Below are 22131 nucleotides of genomic sequence, written 5' to 3' on the forward strand. Positions count from 1 at the left end.
CGGTATAAAATAAAAGAGCCGATACCCAAAACGACCTGCAACAAAAAGAAAAGGCACCCCGAAGGGTGCCTTAACAGTCTGAATTCTAATTGAAATCAGAGGTGTTCTTGCTGCGGCATGCCAAGGATGTGAAAGCCGCCATCGACGCGGATGATCTCACCCGTGGTGTAGGCCCCTGCATCCGAGGCCAGATAGACCGCTGTGCCGCCCACCGCTTCAAGGGTGGCATTGGACCGCAAGGGGGCGTTCTGCTCGGTGTGCTTGTAGGTCTTGCGCGCACCACCGATCGCAGCCCCGGCGAGCGTTTTCATCGGGCCGGGAGAGATCGCATTGACGCGGATACCATCGGGGCCGAGGTCATTGGCCAGATAGCGCGTGGCGCTTTCCAGCGCAGCCTTGGCCACACCCATCACATTGTAGTTCGGCGTCACCCGGTTGGAGCCACCATAGGTCAGCGTCATCATGGTACCGCCGCCGTTTTCCTGCATCAACGGATAGGCGCGACGCGCCACCTCGATGAAGGAATAGGCGGAGATATCCATGGAGTTCTTGAAGTTCGCGCGGCTGGTGTTGATGAACCGGCCGGTGAGTTCGGTCTTGTCCGAGTAGGCAATCGCGTGAACGAGAAAATCAATCGTCGGCCAGCGCGCGCTCAGCTGTTCGAACGCGGTGTCGAGCGACGCATCATCGGTGACATCCACATCCACCATGAAATCGCTGCCTACAGAGGCCGCGAGCGGCTCCAGACGTTTGCCAAAGGCTTCACCCTGATAGGTAAAGGCCAGCTCGGCCCCTGCCTCATGCATCGCCTTGGCGATCCCCCAAGCGATGGAGCGGTCGTTTGCCACCCCCATGATCAGGCCCCGTTTGCCGGCCAATACTCCTGTCACGGTCGTCAATCCTTGTACTTGCTCAGAACCATGGACCCGTTGGTGCCGCCAAAGCCGAAGCTGTTGGTCATGACACTGTCGAGCCCTGCGTTTTCAACATATTGCGTGGCCACTTCGCCCTCTTCGATGCCCTCGGCAAGGGTGTCGACGTTGATGGACGGCGTGATGAAATCATTGTCCAGCATCAAGAGGCAGAAGATCGCCTCCAGCGCGCCCGCTGCGCCCTGTGCGTGGCCGGTCATGGATTTAGTCGAGGAGATCGGCGGCACATTGCCTGCGCCGAATACACGGCGTGCGGCTTCAACCTCGCCCACATCGCCCACCGGCGTCGAGGTGCCATGCGCGTTGATATAGGAAACCTTGCGGCCTTCGGGCAGGGTTTGCAGCGCCAGACGCATCGCGCGCTCGCCGCCCTCGCCAGAGGGGGCCACCATGTCGTGACCATCGGAGGTCGCGGCAAAGCCGGTCACCTCGGCGTAGATCTTGGCCCCACGTGCCAGCGCATGTTCCAGATCCTCAAGCACCACAATGCCGCCACCGCCGGAGATCACAAACCCATCGCGGTTCTGATCGAACGCACGGGAGGCTTTTTCGGGCGTGTCGTTAAACTTCGAGGACATCGCGCCCATGGCGTCAAACAGACAGGACAGGGTCCAGTCCAGTTCCTCGCCGCCACCGGCAAACATCACGTCTTGCTTGCCCATCATGATCTGCTCAGCCGCGTTGCCGATGCAATGCAGCGAGGTGGAGCAGGCCGAGGTGATCGAGTAGTTGATGCCCTTGATCTTGAACGCGGTCGCAAGATTCGCGGAGATCGTCGAGGACATGCATTTCGGCACCGCAAAGGGGCCGATGCGCTTGGTTGCGCCGGTTTTCAACACGGTCTGATGCGCGGTCAGCATCGACGAGGTCGATGGCCCGCCCGAGCCGGCCACCAGGCCAGTGCGCTCGTTGACGACCTGATCGTCCGAGAGGCCCGCATCCGCAATCGCCTGGCTCATGGCGATATGGGCATAGGCGGCACCCGGACCCATGAACCGCAGGGTTCGCTTGTCCACATGCTCGGCCGGATCAATTTTCAGCGTGCCCGCGATCTGGCTGCGAAAGCCGTGTTCGGCCATCTCTTCGCTGGCGACAATGCCGGATTTCCCGGCCTTCAAGGAGGCGATGACCTCCTCGGCATTGTTCCCGATCGAGGAGACGATCCCCAAGCCGGTGACGACGACGCGACGCATGTTGCGTACTCCTGTAACTGGTGTGAAGGGGGCGCACCCCGCATCATGGGCCCGAAGCCCCAAGCTGATCCGGAGGGTGGATCAGTTCTCGGAGAGGGCCACCTTCATATCCTTAACCTGATAAATCACTTCTCCATCCGCTTCCACGATCCCGTCTGCGACGCCCATGGTCAAGCGGCGGGTCTGTACAGCTTTGGTGAAATTGACGCGATAGGTCAGCATTTTGCGATCCGGGCGCACCATGCCGGTCAGTTTGACCTCACCAACGCCAAGGGCATAACCGCGCCCCTGCCAGCCACGCCAGCCGAGGTTGAAGCCGGTGAGCTGCCACAGGCCATCAAGACCAAGGCAGCCGGGCATGATCGGGTTGCCGGGGAAGTGGCAGTCAAAGAACCACAGGTCCGGGGTGATGTCGAATTCTGCGAGGATATGGCCCTTGCCATGCTCGCCGCCATCGGCGCTCACTTCGGTGATGCGGTCCATCATCAGCATGGGCGGCGCGGGCAGCTGCGCATTGCCGGGTCCGAACAGCTCGCCTCTTGCACATTTAAGCAGGTCTTCCTTGTCAAAGCTGCTGGGATATTGGGTCATGTGCGGGGCAACTCCTGCCTGTGAGGTCTGATATAGGTTCACCGCTCCCATTAGCACCGCGTTTACATATCCTGCAAGGGGAGCACGTCGCCGCAGGTGCAAAGGCGACCCAAGGGCGGGTTCTGTGCAACGCGACCCAATATACGAAAGCGATTTTTGCAAATCCGTTTGAAAAAGGGCAATATGATGCGATATAAGCCTGAGGTCGCAATGAACGCTAGGAAGGTGACATGACACCGACCCATGAAGAGAATGCCAACAAGTGGCTGATGGAAGCGGGCCTTCGCCCGACCCGCCAGCGTGTGACGCTGGCTGCTCTGCTCGTTGGCGATGGACAGCACCGCCACGTGACCGCAGAGAGCCTGTTTGACGCCGCCAAGGACGACGGGGCCGCCGTGTCGCTGGCCACGGTCTATAATACGCTCAGGGCGTTTTGTGATGCGGGTGTTTTGCAGGAAATCACGGTCGATGGCTCCAAAAGCTATTTCGACACCAATGTGCATGACCACCCCCACTACTATTGGGAGGGAGAGGGCCGGGTCTCGGATGCCCCGTCCGAGGAGCTGGTCATCCAGTCCCTGCCGCAACCCCCCGAAGGGATGGAGATTGCGTCGGTCGATGTGGTGATCCGCCTGCGCAAGAAAGCAGAGCGTAGCTGAAATTCAGACGGTTCGTGGATGGGGGCGCTGCCCCCTCGGCGCTTGTGCGCCTCACCCCCGAGATATTTCTGAAAAGCTGAAAACAGGCTTTCGCGGTTCTATCGCGTCGGGTCAGAACCATTGCCCCGGTTCCATCAGGCCCAGATCCAGAAGTTGGCGCGAATGCCATTCGAATGGTGCCGAGTTGTGCCACTTGAAGCTCTTGATATCAAAGGTCGATCCCGGATTGCGTTTCAGCGCTTTGGCGGCGCGAAATGAGCAGATCGCAGCGGTCAGGTTGTGATGCCATGGGCAGGCATAGGTGTTGTATTCCTGATCGTTGAACGTGTGATCGTCTTGAAGCTGCAGCCCCTTTTTGACACGAAACAGCGCAATCCGGTCGATTTTGCGGCTGGCTTCGGGAATGTGCTCCTCATGCCGCCAGCGGATGCCGCCAAAGAAATCCAACTGGCGGTCCCTTGGGTGGCCTGTCTCGGGATCACTGCGCCCTTGGGCGTAATAGCCGGATTTGTCCAGACAGGCATCCTCGATCGAAACCGCACTTGGGTGCGCGTCCAGATCTCCTGCATAGATATCAATCACATAAGTCAGCATCGCATCACGCCGTTCTTCGGTGTGAAAGGCCAGCATCTCGTTGACGGTGCGGGTCTCGCAAAACGGATAGAAAAGATACTCGCCATTATAGCAATAATAGAGCCAGCACCCCGGAGTGGCTGCGGCAATAATGCGGTTCACTGCTGTGATGACCGCGTCCGCGCTGGTGCAGTCGTAGGGCACGCGGTGGATCAGGTCCTCCACATCCGAAGGCACATCAAACGCATCGGGCATCAAGGCGACAACCGATGTGAAGCCGCAATTCAGATGGTGGCGCAGGGTGGTGCCGATCTCCACCTCATCCTCTGCAAAAATCAGTGCCACCGGCCCTTTGGCCAGAATGGGCTTGCCGGTCTGAAGGAAATCCTCCAGCGCGCCGTATATCATCGGGGCTGTCCTCATGCTCTGCTCTGGCTCTTTCACCGAGCGCCTTCTGGTCTTTGCGGATAAAATCGGGTAATTGCCCTGCCATTGCAAGCGGCCTCAATTCGCGCTATGCGCAGCCGCTGTTCAATCCGCCTTGGCCCACCCCGAAAAAGGTAGCTCACGTCATGTCCGCGCCCAAGAAACTCTACATCAAGACCTATGGCTGTCAGATGAACGTTTATGACAGTGAACGCATGGCGGAAACGCTGGGCGGGCAGGGCTATGTGGAGACCAAAACCCCTGATGATGCGGATATGATCCTTTTGAACACCTGCCACATTCGCGAAAAGGCCGCAGAGAAGGTCTATTCCGAACTGGGGCGGTTCAAAGGTCTGAAGGCGGAAAAACCCGATCTGAAGATCGGCGTGGCGGGCTGTGTGGCGCAGGCCGAGGGCGAGGAAATCATGCGTCGTCAGCCGCTGGTGGATCTGGTGGTCGGCCCACAGAGCTATCATCGTCTGCCCGAGATGGAAGCCAAAGCCGGTGCCGGTGAAAAAGTGCTCGACACGGATTTCCCCGAGGAAGACAAATTTGAGAAGCTGAAGCGTCGCCCTAAGGCCAAACGCGGTCCCACCGCGTTTTTGACCGTGCAGGAAGGTTGCGACAAATTCTGTGCCTTCTGTGTTGTGCCCTATACGCGCGGGGCCGAAGTCTCTCGCCCTGCGGACCGTATCCTGCGCGAAGCCGAGGATCTGGTGGAGCGCGGCGTGCGCGAAATCACCCTGCTGGGCCAGAACGTCAACGCTTATCACGGCGCGGGCCCCAACGGGGATATGACGCTGGCGCAGTTGATCTGGGAGCTCGACAAGGTGGAGGGGCTGGAGCGCATCCGGTTTACCACCTCGCACCCCAATGACATGATGGATGACCTGATCGAGGCCCATGGCACTTGCGCCAAGCTGATGCCCTATCTGCATCTGCCCGTGCAGGCAGGATCGGACAAGATCCTGAAACGGATGAACCGCAGCCACACCGCCGAGAGCTACATCCGCCTGATCGAACGTATCCGTGCGGCACGCCCCGACATCCTGATTTCCGGCGATTTCATCGTGGGTTTCCCCGAAGAGACCGAAGAGGATTTTCAGGCAACGCTCGATCTGGTGGAAGAAGTGAAATACGGCACCGCCTATTCCTTCAAATACTCTACCCGTCCCGGCACGCCAGCGGCAGAACGCGCGCAAGTGGACCCCAAGGAAGCCGACGACCGGCTGCAACGGCTCCAGGCTCTGCTGACCCGCCAGCAACGCGAGGTGCAGGATAGCATGGTCGGGCGTGAGCTTGGTGTGCTGTTTGAAAAGAAGGGCCGCTTTCCGGGGCAGATGGTGGGCAAGTCCGATTATCTCCACGCGGTGCATGTGGCCGATTGCGACGCAGAGATCGGCGATCTGCGCCGGGTGCGGATCGTCTCTTCGGGTGCCAACTCGCTCGCGGGTGAGTTGATCGCCTAACGACCCCCCCACTCGATCTGAGGGCAATTTTAAAGGGCGCGGCCAGTCAGTGGCCGCGCTCTTTTGGTTTCAAAATGATGCATTCAGATGAGGGTCGCAGAGGTGTGCGACTCAGTTCTGATGGGGGTTTTCATTCATTTTTTCGAATTTCTGATCGATTGACCGCTCTGCGTGGGCAATGTTTTGCTGGCCCCGTGACTGTTTCTCAAATTCGCCTCAGGGGCTGGGTTTTTCCCCCTTTAACCCCCCGATATTCAGGGAAAATTAGTATAAACTGATGAAGTAATTAGGACCGCGGAGGCCAGAAGGTGCTCTCTGATGTGGGCCAACTGAAGGAAGCCTGTTGTGTTTAATCGAATGTTAGGCAAAGCCAGCGCGGCCCTCGCTTGCGCGGCCCTCGCTGTCTCGCTCTCGGGCGTCTCGCCTGTCGCTGCTCAGGATGCAAACCCAATCCGGGCAGAGCGTTACATCCCCACGATCTGGGTCGACCCTGACGGGTGTGAGCACTGGGTCATGGACGACGGTGCCGAGGGTTATATGACCACCCACATGACCCCGGATGGCAAGCCTGTGTGCCGTCGCGGACAGCTTTGTGGCATGATGCCCACCGATCAGTTCTTTGCAACTGACGGCAGCACGGTGAATGCCGCCGGACGCAAGCGCTTGCAGGAATGGTTCCGCAACGCAATGCCGGGCACTCGCTCTTTTGTGGTCGCGGGGCATACCGATAGCCGGGCCTCTGACGAATACAATATGGCGTTGTCGCAACGCCGCGCGGATGCGGTCGCGCAGATTGGCCGTTCGGTCGGGGCGCGGATCAAGGACGTGCGCGCCTATGGCGAGCGCAGCCCGCGTGTGCCCAATCGCGGTGCTGCCAATCTGGCGCAAAACCGCCGTGTCGAAATCTACTGTATCCGCCGCTGAGGGGCCCGATCATGACATTTACCAAGGCAATCGCCGTTCTGACGCTTGGCCTCGCGCTCGCGGCCTGTGAAAACACGGGCGATAAGACTCGTGATCGCAACTTCTTTGATGGTGGAGACGGCGATCTTGCCGGGCTGACCGCAGGTATCTGGGTGGATCCGCAGGGCTGTGAGCACTGGATCGTCGACGATGGTGTCGAGGGGTATCTGGACCCGCGCCGCACGCCCGACGGCAGGCCCGTGTGCAACAGCGAATTGCCGCGCAGCACCGCCTCCGGGCCCTTCAAGAGCGGATCTCGCTTTGAAGATCCCATTTGATCCTGTCTGCCTGATCTTGCGGGCGGCCTGATTCTCAGGAGTTAACTTTGATGGCAGCGATATGTGGGCGTCTCCAGTGCGGAGGCGCCCACATGGCTTTTGGCGAATGCACGCCGACGGAATGTTTCAGTTCCGTGAAATCCTGCCGGTGTTTGAGGGCTGGCCCTTGCGCGGGCGCGCGCGGAGAGGCAGACTGAGAGGGCAATACCAAAACAGGAGAGCCGTTTGGCCACTAGTGTTCTGCCCCCGTCTTCCGAGCACGCCCAGCCACCCGAAGTGTTGCTGGAATTTCCTGACAATCGACTACTGATAGAGCTTTGCGGCGAATTTGATCGCAACCTCGCTGAAATCGAGCAGCGCCTTGGCGTGCAGATTGTGCGACGTGGCAATCAGTTGCTTGTGCATGGCGATGCGGAACTGCGCCAGCAGGCCGGTGAGCTGTTGCAGGTCCTATATGAGCGTCTTGAAAGCGGCCGCCCGGTGGAGCGTGAAGATATCGACCGGGAAATCCGTCTGGATCGCTCGGACGAAGACAGCGACGCAGGCCCTGACAGCCAGCTTGAGATGTTCTCGGGCGGCAAGGTCGAGATCAAGACCCGCAAAAAACTGGTGGAGCCGCGCACCGACGCGCAGAAGGCCTATGTAAAGAACCTCTTTGAGCATGAGATGGCCTTTGGCATCGGGCCGGCGGGGACGGGCAAGACCTATCTCGCCGTGGCGGTTGGGGTCTCGATGTTTATTCAGGGGCATGTGGACAAGATTATCCTCTGTCGCCCTGCCGTTGAGGCAGGCGAACGTCTGGGGTTTCTGCCTGGCACACAGGAGGAGAAAGTCGACCCTTACATGCAGCCGCTTTATGATGCGCTGAATGACTTCCTCCCGGGCAAGCAGCTGGCCAAGCTCAAGGAAGAAAAAACCATCGAGATTGCGCCTTTGGCCTTTATGCGTGGGCGTACGCTCTCCAATGCCTTTGTGGTGCTGGATGAGGCGCAAAACGCCACCACCATGCAAATGAAGATGTTCCTGACCCGTTTGGGCGAAGGATCACGCATGGTGATCACTGGTGACCGCTCTCAGGTCGATTTGCCGCGCGGGGTGCAATCGGGCTTGCAGGATGCCGAACGCCTGCTGACGCCCATCCCCAAGATCTCGTTCAATTATTTCACCGCGAAGGATGTGGTGCGCCACCCGCTGGTGGCGGCGATCATCGAGGCCTACGACAAGGACGAAATCTCCGGCTGAGGGTGCCTGTGCCCTGCGCCCCTGCCGCGGCCAATGGTGGTGGCGGGCAGGGCAGATGCCTTCGGCGAGGATATTTATGAGAAGTTGAAAGGCTCAGTCTGCAAGATCGTATCGCATGAAGGCGCTCTCGGGGTGGGCTTTGTAGTCGCCATAGGGCGCGCAGTATTGGTAGCCGAGGTTTTCATAGAGCGCGCGGGCCGCGTCAAAAGGCGGCAATTGGTCAGATCCGGTTTCCAGCAGCAAGGCACGGGCACCTGATTGCGCCGCAATCTCATGCAAGGACAGCATGAGGGTCCGGGCGATGCCGCGCCCGCGGGCACGAGATGCCACATGAACGGATTTGACTTCCATTTGCCCGTCTCCGAGATCTTTGAGCGCGCCACATGCCAGAGCAACCTCACCCTCATAGACTGCAAAAAAGCGGATGTTCGCCGCCTGCAACCCCTGCAGGTCAAGCGCGTGACGGGCCTCGGGGGCGCTGGCGGCCGAGGAATGCGCCAGATGCGCCGCCAGAAGGGGGCGGATGTCAGGGCTGGAGGGATCGGCAGGGCGAATGTCGAGTGCTGCGGTCATTCGGTCCGGTCCTTGTTGAGAATGGGCACACTGTGAAAGGTTCTTTTTTTCCATGTCGGGTCAAGCTATGGCGGCACTATGATATTGGATGTTGTGATCGAAGATGACCGCTGGGATGCGGCTGCGCTTAATAAACAGGCAGAAGTCGCTGTGGCGGCCACGCTTGCGTATCTGGGGCTTCTGGATGAGGACTGGGAAGTCACTGTGCTGGGTTGTGATGATGCGCGGATTGCGGACCTCAATGCTGAGTTTCGCGAGAAACCAAAGCCGACGAATGTGCTGAGCTGGCCTGCGCAAGAACTTGCCGCTGCGCAGGAGGGGGGGCAACCTGCGCCGCCCGAGGTGGATTTTATGGGCGACGCGGCCTTGGGCGACATCGCGATTTCCTATGAAACCTGCATGAAAGAAGCGGAAATAGCGCAAAAACCGCCCGAGGATCATATCCGCCATCTGCTTGTTCACGGAACATTGCATCTTTTGGGGTATGATCACATTCGTGACGGCGACGCCACGGTTATGGAAACTTTGGAGGTTGGGATACTTGGCAAACTGGGTATCCCTGACCCATATATCATAGAGGACGGGTCGTAAGTGGCCTTTTTGGAATGGATCAATGGGCGATATAGAAGGCAGTTCTAACGCAGCGCATGGCGCGCTGCAGGATATTGAAGCGATGGAACCGAAGTTGAACGGGGTCGAAACGCCCGGGTTCCTGAGCAAGATTTTCGGGAGTTTCTCCCAGACCGCTGAGGACGATGTGCCAGATAACGGCAATGAAGAAGTTTTGGCGGACCCGCCACCGGGCATGATGAACCTGCGCCGTTTGCGGGTGGAGGATGTTGCGATCCCCACCGCAGAGATTGACGCGGTGCCGGTGACCATTTCCCGTGATGAGCTGGTGCAGGTCTTTCGTGACACAGGGTTTACCCGCATTCCGGTCTATGAGGGCACGCTTGATACGCCCTTGGGCTTTGTCCACCTCAAGGATCTGGCCCTCACTTATGGTTTTGAGTGCGAGAGCGATGATTTTGATCTCGCGCATATGCTGCGGCCCCTGCTGTTTGTGCCACCATCGATGCCGATTGGCGTTCTGCTGACCAAGATGCAGGCGGAGCGTCGGCATATGGCGCTGGTGATTGATGAATACGGCGGGGTTGATGGGCTTTTGACGATTGAGGACCTGATTGAGCAGGTTGTTGGTGAGATCGAAGACGAACACGACAGCGGCGAAGATCAGACCTGGGTTCAGGAAAAGCCCGGCTGCTATGTCGCGCAGGCCCGTACTCCACTGGGCGAGTTTGAGGGCGAGATTGGTATTCCGCTCACCCAGCACGAGGATGTGGATGGCGAAGAAATCGACACGCTGGGGGGGCTTGTGTTCATGCTGTCCGGGCGCGTTCCTGCGCGAGGAGAAGTGATCCAGCATCCCGAAGGCCCGGAATTCGAGGTCGTCGATGCCGATCCCCGCCGGATCAAACGGCTTCGCGTGCGCCTGCCCGGCCTCGCGGCAGAATGATCTTGCCGCCTGTGCTCCGAAAAGCTGGCCCGTTTGGGCTGGCCGTGGGTGCAGGCGCGCTGATGGCGCAAGGCCTTGCGCCTGTGTCCGCAATCTGGGTGATGCCACTGGCGCTCTTGGTGATTGCGGCGTTGTTTCAGTCGATGCCCACACCGCGCCATGCTGCAGCACTTGGCTGGCTCTTTGGCTGCGGATACTTCGGGTTTGGCCTGAGCTGGATCATGGAGCCATTTCAGGTGGATGCCGCCACCTACGGCTGGATGGCACCGTTTGCGCTGATGTTGATGGCCGGGGGCCTGTCGCTCTTTTGGGGGCTGGCGTTCTGGGCGGCAGCACGGCTAGGTCGAGGCGACTGGCGCTTGCTTGCGCTCATCGGGTTTTGGGGGCTGGTGGAACTGGCCCGCGCCTATGTGCTCACAGGGTTTCCATGGGCGGGCTTTGCCCAGCTTGCGCTGCCCGGCGATGTGGTGCTGCGGGCGGTGCCGTGGGTTGGCTCGCACGGCGTGATGCTTGCGATTTTGCTCGCTATTCTCCCTGTCGTGTTAATCCGGCAGCGACCGTTTTGGGCGCTGGTGCCGGCCGTTCTGGTGGCCGTTGCGATGGCATGGCTGCCGGAGGCGCGCCCCTTTGGCGGCAACTTGCCTCTGACAGAGCAAACGGTGCGCCTTGTGCAGCCAAATGCACCGCAAGCGGAGAAATGGCTGCCTGAAAAACGCTGGCTTTTTGTGCAACGGATGCTGGAGTATACGGCAGCAGAACCGGATCGCGCGGGTGGGCGGCGTCCTGATCTGGTGATCTGGCCAGAAACATCGATCCCGACGCTACAGAACTACATAGATGAAATCAGACCCGCTTTGATCGAGGCCGCGCGGGGTGCGGAGCTGTTATACGGTATCCAGCGCGAGGAAAACGGGCGCTATATGAACTCTGCGGTGGTGATGAGCGCTGAGGGTGAGGCGCTCGACATCTATGACAAGATGCACCTTGTACCCTTTGGGGAATATATGCCGCTCCCGAAACTTTGGGAGAGGTTCGGCGTCTTCGGCCTCGCCTCCCGCGCGAAGGGTGGCTATGCGCCCGGCACGCAACGCAGGCTTCTTGATACGATCGCAGGCCGGGCGCTTCCGTTGATCTGTTATGAGGGTGTTTTTGCTCAGGACGTGAATGCAGCACCTGCGCGACCGGACTATCTGGTCCTCATCACCAATGATGCGTGGTTTGGCAGTTATTCCGGCCCTTACCAGCATCTGGTGCAGGCACAGTTGCGCGCGGCCGAGCAGGGTTTGCCGATGCTGCGCGCCGCCAATACCGGGGTCTCTGCGGTGATTGATCCCTATGGTCAGCTGCGCGACAGTTTGCCGCTGAATACCGCAGGTTATCTTGACGCGCGTCTTCCCGAACCATTGCCACCTACGCTTTACAGCCGCACCGGCGATTGGCCCACAGCCCTCGTGGCGCTGCTGCTGGTCGGTGTCTCTGGCCTGCCACGTTTGGTTGTGAAACGCAGGCGAACACTTGCTTAATCTCTCAAAGGTATAGATTGACCAGATACCCGAGGGCGCATACTGCGTTCTTTAATGCTGCCACAACGGCTTCCTGGCGTGGCGGATATTCATTCAATGGAGCACACCTCTTATGAGCCGTACCAACTACACCTTCACTTCGGAGTCCGTGTCCGAGGGGCATCCTGATAAGGTCTGTGACCGGATTTCAGATGCCGTTCTCGATGCGCTGATCGCCGAGGAACCCGAGGCGCGCGTTGCCGCCGAGACCTTTGCCACCACCAACCGTGTGGTCATCGGTGGCGAGGTTGGCCTGTCTGATCAGGCCAAGCTGAAGGACTATATGGGAAAGATCGACGAGATCGCCCGCGCCTGTATCAAGGATATCGGCTACGAGCAGGACAAGTTTCACCATGAAACTGTCGAGATCACCAACCTTCTGCACGAACAATCCGCGCATATTGCGCAGGGCGTCGATGCCGCGGATGACAAAGACGAAGGCGCCGGTGATCAGGGCATTATGTTCGGTTTTGCGACCGATGAAACCGATGCCCTCATGCCCGCCCCAATCCAGTTTTCGCATGCGATTCTGCGTCGCCTTGCCGAAGTGCGCAAGGATGGCACATTGCCGGTTCTTGGCCCCGATGCGAAATCCCAGATCTCGGTCCGCTACGAGAATGGCCAGCCGGTCGAGGTGACCTCGCTGGTTCTGTCCACGCAGCACCTTGATGAAAGCCTGACCTCAGCCGACATCCGCGCTTTGGTGGAGCCGTATATCCGCGAAACTCTCCCCGAGGGGTGGTTGACGCAGAACACCGTCTGGCACGTCAACCCGACCGGTAAATTCGTCATCGGTGGCCCTGATGGCGACGCGGGCCTCACCGGGCGCAAGATCATCGTCGATACCTATGGCGGTGCAGCACCCCATGGTGGCGGCGCGTTCTCCGGCAAAGATCCGACCAAAGTGGATCGTTCTGCCGCTTATGCTGCGCGCTATCTGGCCAAGAACGTGGTTGCAGCGGGTCTTGCAAACAAATGCACCCTGCAGCTGTCTTATGCGATCGGTGTTGCGGCACCGCTCTCGATCTACGTGAACACCCATGACACCGGCAATGTGCCGGACGAGCGGATTGAGACTGCGATCCGCCAGTGCATGGATCTCACACCGCGCGGTATCCGGACCCATCTGGAGCTGAACAAGCCGATCTATCAGCGCACCGCAGCCTATGGTCACTTTGGCCGCGCGCCAGAAGCCGATGGGGGTTTCTCGTGGGAGCGTACGGATCTGACCGAGGCTCTGAAAGGCGCGGTCTAAGCGCAAAACGCGGGCACCTCTGGGGTGACCGGAGCGGGCGGGGGCAACCTCGCCCGTTTTTCTTTACCGACAAGTAACACACTATGGCAGCACTGCTGACGTAGCTGAGTACCCGTTGCGCCGGCACCGTGCGCCCCCTCGCGGAAATTGTGCAACGACAGGGCAGGACGGGTGCCGCATTGTTTCGCATGCGAAACATTGTGGCAGAGGTGCTGACCTATTTGCGCGCAGAACGGGTTTGCTCAATGCCCCTGCGTCCCGCTATTGAAAAGGGGGCAGGCAGAACCTGTCAGATCTAAAGGGGAGCGGTGATGGCAGCGAGAAATTGGGCGTTTGCCTTGAGTTTGGGTTGTCTCGGAGCTTTGGCAGGGCCGGTGACCGCGCGTGAAGGCGGCGGCGAAGGGCGTCTTTATGTGGACGGCGAAACCCTTGTATTTGATACCGAGACATTGCCGGATGACGAGCCCGGCGAAATCGTGATTTCGGACATCGACCTGTTTCGCAGCCTGTTGCAAGAGCAACCCGGCATTGGCACTTTGAGGCTCAATTCGAGTGGCGGAAGTATCTACGCCAGTTCTGAAATTGCGTGGATCGTCTCTGATTACGGCCTCAACACGCAGGTGGATGGCGAATGCGTCAGCGCTTGCGTTGATATTTTCCTCGCCGGTGCGCAGCGGCACATGACGCTTGGATCTAAGATCGGCTTTCATCGCCGCTCGTGGTCCCCTGAGGCGGTCGAGGGGTATTACAATGATCTGCGGGACAGCCGGGGCTGGAATACGCCGTTTGTGTTTGGCTCCTGGATCTACACCGATACGCAGCGCGAAATGTATGAATACCTCAGCTATATGGTTGACCGGGGTGTGGACGCGGCATTTGCAATCGAGACCTTGCAGGTCGACTCTGGTGACGAGTGGTATCCCTCTCGACTGCGCCTGATGTCGGCGGGTGTGCTGCGGGATGACGTGCCCTGAGTGTCGCGATGCGCCTAGGGGCAAGCCTCACCGCTTGACCTTTGGGGCCTTGTGCTGCAAGTGGGGGCGCGATTTTGCCTGCCTTCTCGGGTGGGTCTGTCCGATATGAGTTCACCAGAGAAAGCCCGCACCAGATGTCCGACAATGACGCAAGCACCCCTTCTGCCATCGCCGCTGATGGTCTTGACGCTGCAGGAAAGCACGCGTCAGGTGCGCCATGGCGGAACTTTTATGGCCGCTTCAAAGGTAAAACCCTGAAGCCCAATCAGGTGCGTGACCTTGACGAAATGCTGCCCGAACTCAGCCCCGGCGCTGTTGGGTGGGACGAAAATCCCGATCGTGAGCCGCTCGACCTTGAGGCGCTGTTTGGTGGTCGTGATGTCTGGCTGGAGGTCGGGTTTGGCGGTGGCGAACATCTCGCGCATCAGGCGGCCTCGAACCCGGATGTGGGCATCATTGGCGCTGAACCTTATGTGAACGGCGTTGCCATGCTGCTTGGTAAGTTGCGCAAATCCCCAGCCGAGAACGTGCGTGTCCATGCCGGTGATGCCCGCGATCTGATGGATGTTCTGCCCGCACAGAGCTTGTCGCGGGCGTTTCTGCTCTATCCCGACCCGTGGCCGAAGGCGCGCCACCACCGGCGTCGTTTTGTGACGCAGGAACATCTGGAACCCTTGGCGCGGGCGTTGAAACCGGGCGCGATCTTTCGCGTGGCGACCGACATTCCCGACTATGTGCGCCAGACGCTGGAAGAAGTTCCAAAGGCCGGCTTCACATGGCTTGCGGAGGGGCCGCAGGATTGGCGCCAGCCGTGGGGGGATTGGATTTCCACTCGTTATGAGCAAAAGGCTCTGCGGGAAGGGCGCACGCCGCATTACCTGACGTTCCAACGCCAAGGCTGATCATCTGCCCAAGCGGATAAAGAACAATACCCCCGCCCTCGGGGCAGGGGTATTGCGAGGTCAAATCGCGCGGGAGGTGGTCCGAACCGCATGCGGCTCGGGCGCGATCAGTCGATTTCTGTGACCAGTGCCGCCTTGGATTTACGCACCTTCGGCATTGGCAGCAGCCAGTCGCCGTCCTCTGCACGGGTGCCAAGTGGCAACAACACTTTGGCGCGCAATCCTTTTGATCGAAGATCAAGGATCTCATCTACCTGATCAGGGTCAAACCCTTCCATCGGGGTGCTGTCCACCCCAAGCTCTGCCGCTGCCGCCAGCGCAAACCCAAGCGCGATATAGGCTTGATGCGCGGCATGGGCGTGGTTGATCTCGGCCGGGCGGGGCAAAAGCATGTCCTTGAGGTTTGCATAATAGCTCTGAAGCAAATCAGAGTCGCCACGTTCCTCAACCATCTGGGTCACCACAGCATCAATGCGCTCGGCGGTGTAATTGTCCCATGCGGCAAAAACCAAGAGGTGCGACCCATCGGTGATCTGCGCCTGATCCCACGAAACCGGGCGGATTTTCTCGCGCAGGTCCTTGTTGCGGATCACCAGAAGTTCAAAGGGCTGCACGCCGCTTGACGATGGGGCCATGCGGATCGCCTCGACGATCTGTGCGACCTTTTCCTCAGGAACCGGTTTTGAGGGGTCCATTTTCTTGGCGGCGTAGCGCCAGTTTAGCTTGTCCAGAAACATAGGAAGCGTCCTTTTGTATGCGTGTTGTCGCAGACATAGCAACTAAACTGATCAGTTCAAGTTATTATCTCGACGTCGAGGTTTATTTAGACATCGAGATATCAAAGGACAAGCCCCAGACGCAGAGTTTTCCGATAAAACCGCCGCGCGGCACCAACTTGGGCCGCGTGGCAGAACTCGGCTCAGGTCGATTAACGCGCCTGACGGGCTTCAATTGCGGCAATGGCCTGCGCCACTGCCTCGTCAATTGTGAGGGTGCTGGTATCAACAATCACCGCGTCATCTGCTGGCCGCAACGGGGCTTCAGCGCGGTTCATGTCGCGCTCGTCACGGGCTTTGACGTCGGCAAGAACTTCGTCGAGTGTGATGACGCTGCCTTTGCCGGTAAGCTCCAGAAAACGACGGCGGGCCCGCACCTCGGCGCTGGCGGTGACAAACAGCTTTGCCTCAGCTTCGGGGCAGATCACGGTGCCGATGTCGCGCCCGTCCATCACCGCGCCGCCAGATCTGCGGGCAAAAGCACGCTGAAAATCCACCAGTGCGGCGCGCACTGCGGCAATCACCGCAACTTTTGAGGCCGCTTGCGCCACCTCGGGGGTGCGCAGGTCCTCACGGTCAAGGTCGCTTACATCCAGTGCTTCAGCGGCCGTAACCGGATCGTCGCCATCGAGCATCTTTGCTCCGACCGCACGATAGAGCAGGCCGGTGTCGAGGTGTCCAAAGCCAAAATGCGTGGCGACCGCCTTGGAAATGGTGCCCTTACCTGCGGCGGCGGGGCCATCGATTGCGATAGTGAAGGCCATGTGAGTCCTCATGGGTCGGAAACAGTAGAGGTCTTGTCTACCCAAGGTTGCCGCGACTGTCACGCGACATAGGGTGCCAACTGTAGGAGTCGTCGATCCCATCGCTTCCGGTCTGCTTAAACCCTACACGCTGGTAAAACCGCCCTGCCGGGCTGCCGGTCAAAGCAATCAGGCGGATTTCCTGACCTGTTGGCTCTGCCATCTGCTCCTGCACACTGCGGATAATCTCCGCGCCCAGCCCTGCGCCCTGTTGGTCAGGCGCAATATAGAGGTGATCGAGGTAGAGATGATCCGGCATTTGCCGCACCACAATAAAACCGGCAAGGTCCTGCCCAGCATAAAAGGCCGCCGTCGCCTCCGCATCAAAGTGATCCAGAAACCGGCGGCGCACGCGGTCAGGATCAAACCGTCCCGCCGCCTCCAGACTGGGCCGCATGGCCTTGGCGCGCAGCTCCGCCAGCTCTAACGGGTCGAGGGCGGTGCCTGTCACGATGCGAAAGTCACGCGGCGGCGACAGGCGGGTGACGTCCGCCTTAGCCATTCGACCGGGTGATATGCGCACCAAGATCGCCCATGAGCCGCTCAAAAATCGGGAAAGAAGTGGCGATCGGGCTGCCATCATCGACAGAGACCGGGTTCTGCGCCCCCATGCCCATCACCATAAAGGACATGGCAATCCTGTGATCGAGGAAGCTTTCGGCAGTACCGCCCCCTTTGACGCCCTCGGGGCCACAGCCCTCGACGCTCCACCAGTCTTCGCCTTCCTCGACGGTGACGCCATTGGCGCGCAGGCCCTTTGCCATTGCGTCAATGCGGTCGCTTTCTTTGACCCTCAATTCCTTGACGCCTGCCATCATGGTGGTGCCAGTGGCAAAGGAGGCCACAACAGACAGGACGGGATATTCGTCGATCATGGATGCGGCGCGCTCTGGCGGCACCTCGATCCCTTTCATCTCGGGCGAGTATTTGGCACGAAGGTCTGCCACCGGCTCGCCACCCTCGGTCCGAGGGTTCTCAAACGTCAGATCCGCGCCCATGTCTTGCAGAGTGTAGAACAAGCCCGCGCGGGTCGGGTTGAGACCAATCCCCGGCACCAGCACGTCAGAACCGGGTGTGATCAGCGCGGCGCAAACCGGGAAGGCGGCAGAGGAGGGATCACGCGGTACCGCAATCACTTGTGGTTTCAGCTCAGGCTGACCGGTGAGAGTAATCACGCGGCCCTCCTCGGTGTCCTCAACCGTGATTTCAGCCCCAAAGCCCGCAAGCATCCGCTCGGAATGGTCGCGGGTGGCTTCGCGCTCAATCACCACGGTTTGGCCGGGCGCATTGAGGCCTGCAAGCAGAACCGCAGATTTCACCTGCGCCGACGGCACCGGCACCTCATAGCGCACCGGCACGGGCTCGGCCGCGCCAACGATGATCATCGGCAGACGGCCGCCCTCGCGGCCCACAGATTGCGCGCCAAAGAGCGCAAGCGGATCGGTCACACGCGCCATCGGGCGTTTGTTGAGCGATGCATCGCCGGTAAAGGTCGCGGTAATCGGCGAGGTCGCCATCGCGCCCATGATGAGCCGCACACCGGTGCCGGAATTGCCGCAGTCGATGACGTTTTCCGGCTCGGCAAAGCCGCCAACACCCACGCCAAAGACGGACCATTCACCACCGCCGTGATTGACGACCTCTGCCCCGAAAGCCTGCATCGCCTTGGCGGTGTCCAGCACGTCTTCGCCCTCAAGGAGGCCGGAGATTTTGGTCTCACCCACGGCCATTGCACCAAGGATCAATGAGCGATGCGAAATCGATTTGTCGCCGGGGACATGCGCCTCGCCTTTGAGGGGGCTTGCGCGGCGGGAGGTCATCGGGATGGGCGTGCCGTGGCCGGACATGTGGGCTCCTCTCATCAGTCGGTCGCAAAAGCTGTTAGCGCATTCACCCCAGCACGTCCACGCAGAAGAGAATGGGAGTGTGGCGGAGATTGTTCACCGTTGCGCGCGGCGATAGTCTGTACGGAGATTTGAAAAAAGACGGATTGGGCAGGGCATTGGATACGAACGAAGAGCCTAAGGTGGCTTGGGAGGGGGATACCCTCGGATATAAGGAGGTCGGTGAGACCTTCACTACGCTGGTCAAATCGGTGAAAGACGATACCAAGGTCATCTCGATCGAAGCTGGCTACGGGCGGGGCAAGACCTTTTTTCGCAAGCACTGGGCTGAGCATTTACGCCAGCAAGAGGAGGTCGTGATCGAGATCGACGCGCATCTGTCGGATCATTCGGGAGATCCCGTGCTGACCTTTATTGGGGCATTGGTGGATGCGTTGCCGGAGGGCGAAACCTCGACGGGGAAGAAACTCGTTGAGAAGGGACGGAAATACGGCGGGTTGGCGCTTCGGACTGTTTTGCGTGTCGGGCTGCGGCAAGGGGCTGAAGAGATCTTCGATGCGATGACGGGCAAGGCGGTGGACGCGCTCGGGGAAAGCAACAAGGCTTTGAAAGATGCGACCAAAGAGTTTGGCGACGGGCTGTCAGAGGCGGCAGGTGACTTAGTTGTGTCGCAGATTGCAGCGGAGCGGATGCGGACCGAGGCGTTTCCCGCCCAGATGAGCGCCTTGCGGGATGCGCTGACCGGGGAGAGTGAAGAGGGTCGCGTGATCGTCATGGTGGATGAGTTGGACCGCTGTCACCCGGACTACGCAACTGCGTTTCTTGAGGCGATGAAACTGGTCTTTGCGCACGATGGTTTTGTGTTCTGCCTGTTTGTGAATGACGAGTACCTCGAAGGGCTCGCCGCGCATCGGTTTGGTGCGATGAAGGCCGGGGAGCGGTATCTGGACAAATTCATCGACATTCGCCTGAAGCTGCCGGACACCAAGGAAGTGATTGCAGGGGCGGCGGAGGAACTGTTCAAAGGGCTGAGCGAAGCCGGTCATTTGACGCCGTTTGGCGAGGGTGATGAGTTCACGATTGAACGCGCCGCCCGGCTGGCGGGGGAGTTGGCCCCGTCGAGTGGATTGTCCATGCGGCAGATTAATCGGGTGTATCGCCGGATCGAGTTGGCGCTTCGATGCTACCCTGAGCAACCATTAGATTACGCGTTGCTGGTTTGGTTGGCGTTTCGGGATGCGTATCAAGATACGCGAATGACGCCGGTTCAAGGCCAGTTCTTTGAGAAGTTACCGCGTTCACGTATGTCAGAGAGAACATTTCAGCAACTGACAAATAATGCGCTACGCAGTGTTCACCATACAGATATAAAACGAGTTCAGGTACTAGCGAATGAGAGCTTTGCTGCGCTTCGCAAGGCCAACGTCGACGACCAAGCGCTAGCTGATTTTCTTCGAGGTAGTGATCTATGTTCTATCTTTGACGTGGAAATTCTCCGTTTATACTTTTTGTCGGAACGCTACATACCAGAACACGAAAACGTCTTGAACGCCCTGCATCGTTATGAAGTCACTCCCGAAGATAGGGCCTGAATTGGGCAGGCGTGATGCTCTTTCTCACCGGGAAGGTCATGCACTAATCGGGTTGAAGGCCGGACGAGAAGGCGGGCCTTCGCCGGGGTGTGGCCAGCCGCAACCTTGCCCTTGCCAGCAAGGCCCAAACCGCCTATAAGCCGCCTTGTCAACAGAGATGCGAAAACGCACCAGGACGGACGGAGCAGGGTCGGGGCATACCTCGGCCCTTTGTGTTTGTTTGTGGTTCCGCCCCCGCCCGCGATTCGCGCTTTGAACCGACCAACCCTGTTCAGACCGGTGGAGACAACCACTCGGCCAGCAAAACTCTGTAAAGGAAACCTGAGACCACATGGCTCAAACAACATCGATGGAGGAATTCGAAGCCCTCCTGCAAGAAAGCTTCGAAATGGACACCCCCGAAGAGGGTTCCGTTGTCAAAGGCAAGATCATTGCCATTGAGGCCGGTCAGGCCATCATCGACGTCGGCTACAAGATGGAAGGTCGCGTCGAACTCAAAGAATTCGCAAACCCCGGTGAAGCTCCTGAAGTTTCCGTTGGTGACGAGGTAGAAGTCTACCTGCGCGCCGCTGAAAACGCCCGTGGCGAAGCTGTTATCTCCCGCGAGATGGCGCGCCGCGAAGAAGCATGGGACCGCCTGGAAAAAGCATACGCAGACGACCAGCGCGTCGAAGGTGCAATCTTCGGTCGCGTCAAAGGTGGCTTCACCGTCGATCTCGGCGGCGCCGTGGCCTTCCTGCCCGGCTCGCAAGTTGACGTGCGCCCCGTGCGTGACGCAGGCCCCTTGATGGGTCTGAAGCAGCCGTTCCAGATCCTGAAAATGGACCGTCGTCGTGGCAACATCGTTGTGTCCCGTCGTGCCATCCTCGAAGAGTCCCGCGCCGAGCAGCGTGCCGAAGTTATCGGCAACCTCTCCGAGGGTCAGGCCGTGGACGGTGTGGTCAAGAACATCACCGAATACGGTGCGTTTGTTGACCTCGGCGGTGTTGACGGCTTGCTGCACGTCACCGACATGGCATGGCGCCGTGTGAACCACCCCTCCGAGATCCTGTCCATTGGCGAAACCGTCAAGGTTCAGGTCATCAAGATCAACAAAGAGACTCACCGTATCTCCCTCGGCATGAAGCAGCTGCAGGAAGATCCGTGGGATCTGGTTGGCGCCAAGTACCCGCTGGAATCCGTCCACAAGGGTCGCGTCACCAACATCACCGATTACGGTGCATTTGTTGAGCTGGAGCCCGGTGTCGAAGGTCTGGTCCACGTCTCCGAGATGTCCTGGACCAAGAAAAACGTGCACCCCGGCAAGATCGTTTCCACCTCGCAGGAAGTGGACGTCATGGTTCTGGAAATCGACGGCGCCAAGCGTCGCGTGTCCCTGGGCCTCAAGCAGACCATGCGCAACCCGTGGGAAGTGTTTGCAGAAACACACCCCGAGGGCACTCAGGTCGAAGGCGAAGTCAAGAACATCACCGAATTCGGTCTGTTCATCGGCCTCGACGGCGACATCGACGGCATGGTTCACCTCTCCGACCTCAGCTGGGACGAGCGTGGCGAAGATGCGATCCAGAACTACCGCAAAGGCGACATGGTTTCGGCCGTTGTCTCCGAAGTGGATGTTGAAAAAGAGCGTATCTCCCTCTCGATCAAAGCCCTGGGCGGTGACAAGTTCGCAGACGCCGTTGGCGGCGTGAAGCGTGGCTCCATCGTGACCGTGGAAGTGACCGCGATCGAAGACGGTGGTATTGAGGTGGAATACGAAGGCATGAAGTCCTTCATCCGCCGCTCCGACCTCAGCCGTGATCGTGCGGACCAGCGCCCTGAGCGTTTCTCCGTCAGCGACAAGATCGACGTGCGCGTCACCAACATCGACTCCAAGACCCGTCGTCTGGGTCTGTCGATCAAGGCACGCGAGATCGCAGAAGAGAAAGAAGCCGTGGAACAGTACGGTTCTTCCGACTCCGGCGCGTCCCTCGGCGATATCCTTGGCGCAGCGCTGAAGAACGACTAA

The 22131-nt window shown here is 59.3% G+C and carries 22 protein-coding genes and 1 riboswitch; of the genes, 13 read left to right on the forward strand and 9 right to left on the reverse strand.

Annotated features, from left to right (window positions below; all coding sequences use genetic code 11):
* Positions 1-95 precede the first annotated feature (95 nt).
* From UB90_RS03665 to fabA, 3 genes are all read right to left on the reverse strand, one after another.
* Positions 96-890: an enoyl-ACP reductase FabI gene (locus tag UB90_RS03665; protein ID WP_005676343.1), complete on the reverse strand. Its 795-nt coding sequence runs from the start codon at positions 888-890 to the stop codon at positions 96-98.
* 5 nt (positions 891-895) lie between these two features.
* On the reverse strand, positions 896-2125 hold the full coding sequence (gene fabB, locus UB90_RS03670) for a beta-ketoacyl-ACP synthase I (protein ID WP_065326214.1): 1230 nt from the start codon (positions 2123-2125) through the stop codon (positions 896-898).
* An 81-nt stretch (positions 2126-2206) separates the two neighbouring features.
* A complete protein-coding gene (gene fabA / locus UB90_RS03675) occupies positions 2207-2716 on the reverse strand; it encodes a bifunctional 3-hydroxydecanoyl-ACP dehydratase/trans-2-decenoyl-ACP isomerase (RefSeq protein WP_005618461.1) in 510 nt (169 codons plus the stop codon).
* Positions 2717-2946: 230 nt separating this feature from the next.
* Here fabA and irrA point away from each other — a divergent pair, with 230 nt between their 5' ends.
* Positions 2947-3375: an iron response transcriptional regulator IrrA gene (gene irrA, locus UB90_RS03680; protein ID WP_009176036.1), complete on the forward strand. Its 429-nt coding sequence runs from the start codon at positions 2947-2949 to the stop codon at positions 3373-3375.
* A gap of 111 nt (positions 3376-3486) precedes the next feature.
* On the opposite strand, the gene UB90_RS03685 is transcribed toward irrA, so the two are convergent.
* On the reverse strand, positions 3487-4356 hold the full coding sequence (locus UB90_RS03685; RefSeq protein WP_065326215.1) for a hypothetical protein: 870 nt from the start codon (positions 4354-4356) through the stop codon (positions 3487-3489).
* Between the two features lie 164 nt (positions 4357-4520).
* Here UB90_RS03685 and miaB point away from each other — a divergent pair, with 164 nt between their 5' ends.
* The 4 genes from miaB (at position 4521) to UB90_RS03705 (ending at position 8326) form a co-directional block, all read left to right on the forward strand.
* The gene (miaB, locus tag UB90_RS03690) at positions 4521-5843 is read left to right on the forward strand and encodes a tRNA (N6-isopentenyl adenosine(37)-C2)-methylthiotransferase MiaB (RefSeq protein WP_005618470.1); all 1323 of its coding nucleotides are present in this window, start codon (positions 4521-4523) and stop codon (positions 5841-5843) included.
* A gap of 357 nt (positions 5844-6200) precedes the next feature.
* Positions 6201-6767, forward strand: a complete 567-nt coding sequence (locus UB90_RS03695) for an OmpA family protein (RefSeq protein ID WP_005618472.1) — start codon at positions 6201-6203, stop codon at positions 6765-6767.
* A gap of 11 nt (positions 6768-6778) precedes the next feature.
* Positions 6779-7084, forward strand: coding sequence for a hypothetical protein (locus tag UB90_RS03700; RefSeq protein WP_065326216.1), 306 nt, complete (start codon positions 6779-6781; stop codon positions 7082-7084).
* Positions 7085-7309: 225 nt separating this feature from the next.
* Entirely contained in the window at positions 7310-8326 is a 1017-nt protein-coding gene (locus UB90_RS03705; RefSeq protein WP_009175840.1) for a PhoH family protein, read from the forward strand.
* 93 nt (positions 8327-8419) lie between these two features.
* On the opposite strand, the gene UB90_RS03710 is transcribed toward UB90_RS03705, so the two are convergent.
* Positions 8420-8899 carry a GNAT family N-acetyltransferase gene (locus UB90_RS03710; protein WP_065326217.1) on the reverse strand — a complete coding sequence of 160 codons (480 nt, stop codon included), beginning with the start codon at positions 8897-8899 and terminating at the stop codon, positions 8420-8422.
* 78 nt (positions 8900-8977) lie between these two features.
* Between UB90_RS03710 and ybeY the strand changes: the two genes are divergently transcribed.
* The 6 genes from ybeY to trmB all read left to right on the forward strand — a co-directional run bounded on the left by ybeY (position 8978) and on the right by trmB (position 15108).
* The gene (gene ybeY, locus UB90_RS03715) at positions 8978-9490 is read left to right on the forward strand and encodes an rRNA maturation RNase YbeY (protein WP_065326218.1); all 513 of its coding nucleotides are present in this window, start codon (positions 8978-8980) and stop codon (positions 9488-9490) included.
* 22 nt (positions 9491-9512) lie between these two features.
* Positions 9513-10415 (forward strand): hemolysin family protein, encoded by a 903-nt coding sequence (locus UB90_RS03720; RefSeq protein WP_065326219.1) that lies wholly within the window; start codon positions 9513-9515, stop codon positions 10413-10415.
* Positions 10412-11938: an apolipoprotein N-acyltransferase gene (lnt, locus tag UB90_RS03725; RefSeq protein ID WP_065326220.1), complete on the forward strand. Its 1527-nt coding sequence runs from the start codon at positions 10412-10414 to the stop codon at positions 11936-11938. Before UB90_RS03720 ends, lnt begins: the two co-directional genes overlap by 4 nt.
* Before the next feature lie 54 nt (positions 11939-11992).
* Positions 11993-12042: riboswitch (SAM-SAH riboswitch) on the forward strand.
* An 8-nt stretch (positions 12043-12050) separates the two neighbouring features.
* On the forward strand, positions 12051-13232 hold the full coding sequence (gene metK, locus UB90_RS03730; RefSeq protein WP_005628962.1) for a methionine adenosyltransferase: 1182 nt from the start codon (positions 12051-12053) through the stop codon (positions 13230-13232).
* Between the two features lie 311 nt (positions 13233-13543).
* Positions 13544-14206: a COG3904 family protein gene (locus tag UB90_RS03735; protein ID WP_065326221.1), complete on the forward strand. Its 663-nt coding sequence runs from the start codon at positions 13544-13546 to the stop codon at positions 14204-14206.
* Between the two features lie 134 nt (positions 14207-14340).
* Entirely contained in the window at positions 14341-15108 is a 768-nt protein-coding gene (gene trmB, locus UB90_RS03740) for a tRNA (guanine(46)-N(7))-methyltransferase TrmB (RefSeq protein WP_065326222.1), read from the forward strand.
* Positions 15109-15215: 107 nt separating this feature from the next.
* On the opposite strand, the gene UB90_RS03745 is transcribed toward trmB, so the two are convergent.
* The 4 genes from UB90_RS03745 to aroA all read right to left on the reverse strand — a co-directional run bounded on the left by UB90_RS03745 (position 15216) and on the right by aroA (position 18534).
* Positions 15216-15845 (reverse strand): NAD(P)H-dependent oxidoreductase, encoded by a 630-nt coding sequence (locus UB90_RS03745; protein ID WP_065326223.1) that lies wholly within the window; start codon positions 15843-15845, stop codon positions 15216-15218.
* Positions 15846-16036: 191 nt separating this feature from the next.
* Entirely contained in the window at positions 16037-16648 is a 612-nt protein-coding gene (cmk, locus tag UB90_RS03750; protein ID WP_065326224.1) for a (d)CMP kinase, read from the reverse strand.
* A gap of 37 nt (positions 16649-16685) precedes the next feature.
* On the reverse strand, positions 16686-17189 hold the full coding sequence (locus UB90_RS03755; RefSeq protein WP_065326225.1) for a GNAT family N-acetyltransferase: 504 nt from the start codon (positions 17187-17189) through the stop codon (positions 16686-16688).
* Positions 17182-18534, reverse strand: a complete 1353-nt coding sequence (aroA, locus tag UB90_RS03760) for a 3-phosphoshikimate 1-carboxyvinyltransferase (RefSeq protein ID WP_065326226.1) — start codon at positions 18532-18534, stop codon at positions 17182-17184. Before aroA ends, UB90_RS03755 begins: the two co-directional genes overlap by 8 nt.
* Before the next feature lie 89 nt (positions 18535-18623).
* Between aroA and UB90_RS03765 the strand changes: the two genes are divergently transcribed.
* Entirely contained in the window at positions 18624-20123 is a 1500-nt protein-coding gene (locus UB90_RS03765; RefSeq protein ID WP_227512070.1) for a KAP family P-loop NTPase fold protein, read from the forward strand.
* 331 nt (positions 20124-20454) lie between these two features.
* Complete coding sequence (gene rpsA / locus UB90_RS03770; RefSeq protein WP_005610009.1) at positions 20455-22131, forward strand: 30S ribosomal protein S1; 1677 nt, start codon at positions 20455-20457, stop codon at positions 22129-22131.

Origin of the sequence: Tritonibacter mobilis (genome assembly GCF_001681715.1) — a bacterium.
Taxonomy (GTDB): domain Bacteria; phylum Pseudomonadota; class Alphaproteobacteria; order Rhodobacterales; family Rhodobacteraceae; genus Epibacterium; species Epibacterium mobile.